The following is a 917-nucleotide window of genomic DNA, read 5'->3' as shown; positions in this document are numbered from 1 at the left end:
GAAACCTGGTGCCCGATTATTCGCCGTTACAAGCGCTCACGCGCACCATTCATCACCCCATAGGGCCGATCGAGTATGACTGTCTGAGAGTCGTTATCGTGAATCGGCCCAGGTTTGATGCCGCTGCTGTTTGAGTCCGGAAGGATGGACAGCATGCCGAAGAAGATCGATCCCCAGCTGCGCGCGAGGTGCGTGCGGCTCGTCAGGGAGCACCTCCAGGAGTACCCCACCTTGACCGCCGCCGTCACCGCGGTCGCTCGCCAGGAAGGCGTCTCGCGCGAGTCCGTGCGGCGCTGGCTCGCGCAGGCCGAGGTCGACGACGGGACCCGCCCCGGCATCACGACCGAGGAGTCTGCTGAGGTCAAGCGCCTTAAGGCCGAGAACAAGCGGCTTCGCGAGGACAATGAGATCCTTCGTCGGGCTTCGATTTTCTTCGCGGGGGATCTCGACCCCCGCAACCGTTGATCTGCGCGTTCATCGACGAGATGAGAGCCGAGGGCTATGCAGTCGAGCCGATCCTCCGCGTCCTGCGCCAGCAGGGCATGCAGATCGCTGCACGCACCTACCGGGCCTGGAAGCGCCCGGTCCGTATCGCGGCCCGCACCGTCACAGACGCCCTGGTCGAGGTGTATGAGGCGAGGACGTTGTTGACGCGTGCTGATGTAGCGGATGCGGGCGGCTTGCCGCCGTGCGCGCCGTGGGGCCGATGGTAGTTGTAGTGCAGGTTCCAGACCTCGAGCGCGGTAGCGCGTTCCTGCTCTGAGTGCCAGGTCCGCGCGTAAAGAAACTCCTCAGCCAGAATGCGGTTGTATCGTCCGAGCTTCCCGTTATGCCGCTGCGTGTACTGTGTAATGCGTTGATGCCTGCTATCACCCATCGGGTCGGCGAAGGCGGACGCGCCATAACAGGAGCCGATG

The 917-nt window shown here is 63.8% G+C and carries 2 pseudogenes; one reads left to right on the top strand and one right to left on the bottom strand.

Features of this window, described 5'->3' with window-relative positions:
* Positions 1 to 153 precede the first annotated feature (153 nt).
* Positions 154 to 623: pseudogene (locus KVS67_RS11480) on the top strand (transposase); the annotation flags it as partial.
* Positions 624 to 625: 2 nt separating this feature from the next.
* On the opposite strand, the pseudogene KVS67_RS11475 reads toward KVS67_RS11480, so the two are convergent.
* Positions 626 to 917 (bottom strand): annotated as a pseudogene (locus KVS67_RS11475) (integrase core domain-containing protein); the annotation flags it as partial.

This window comes from Micrococcus sp. GbtcB5, assembly GCF_019091605.1.
Lineage (GTDB): Bacteria > Actinomycetota > Actinomycetes > Actinomycetales > Micrococcaceae > Micrococcus > Micrococcus luteus.
This window is presented reverse-complemented; position numbering and strand designations above follow the sequence as displayed.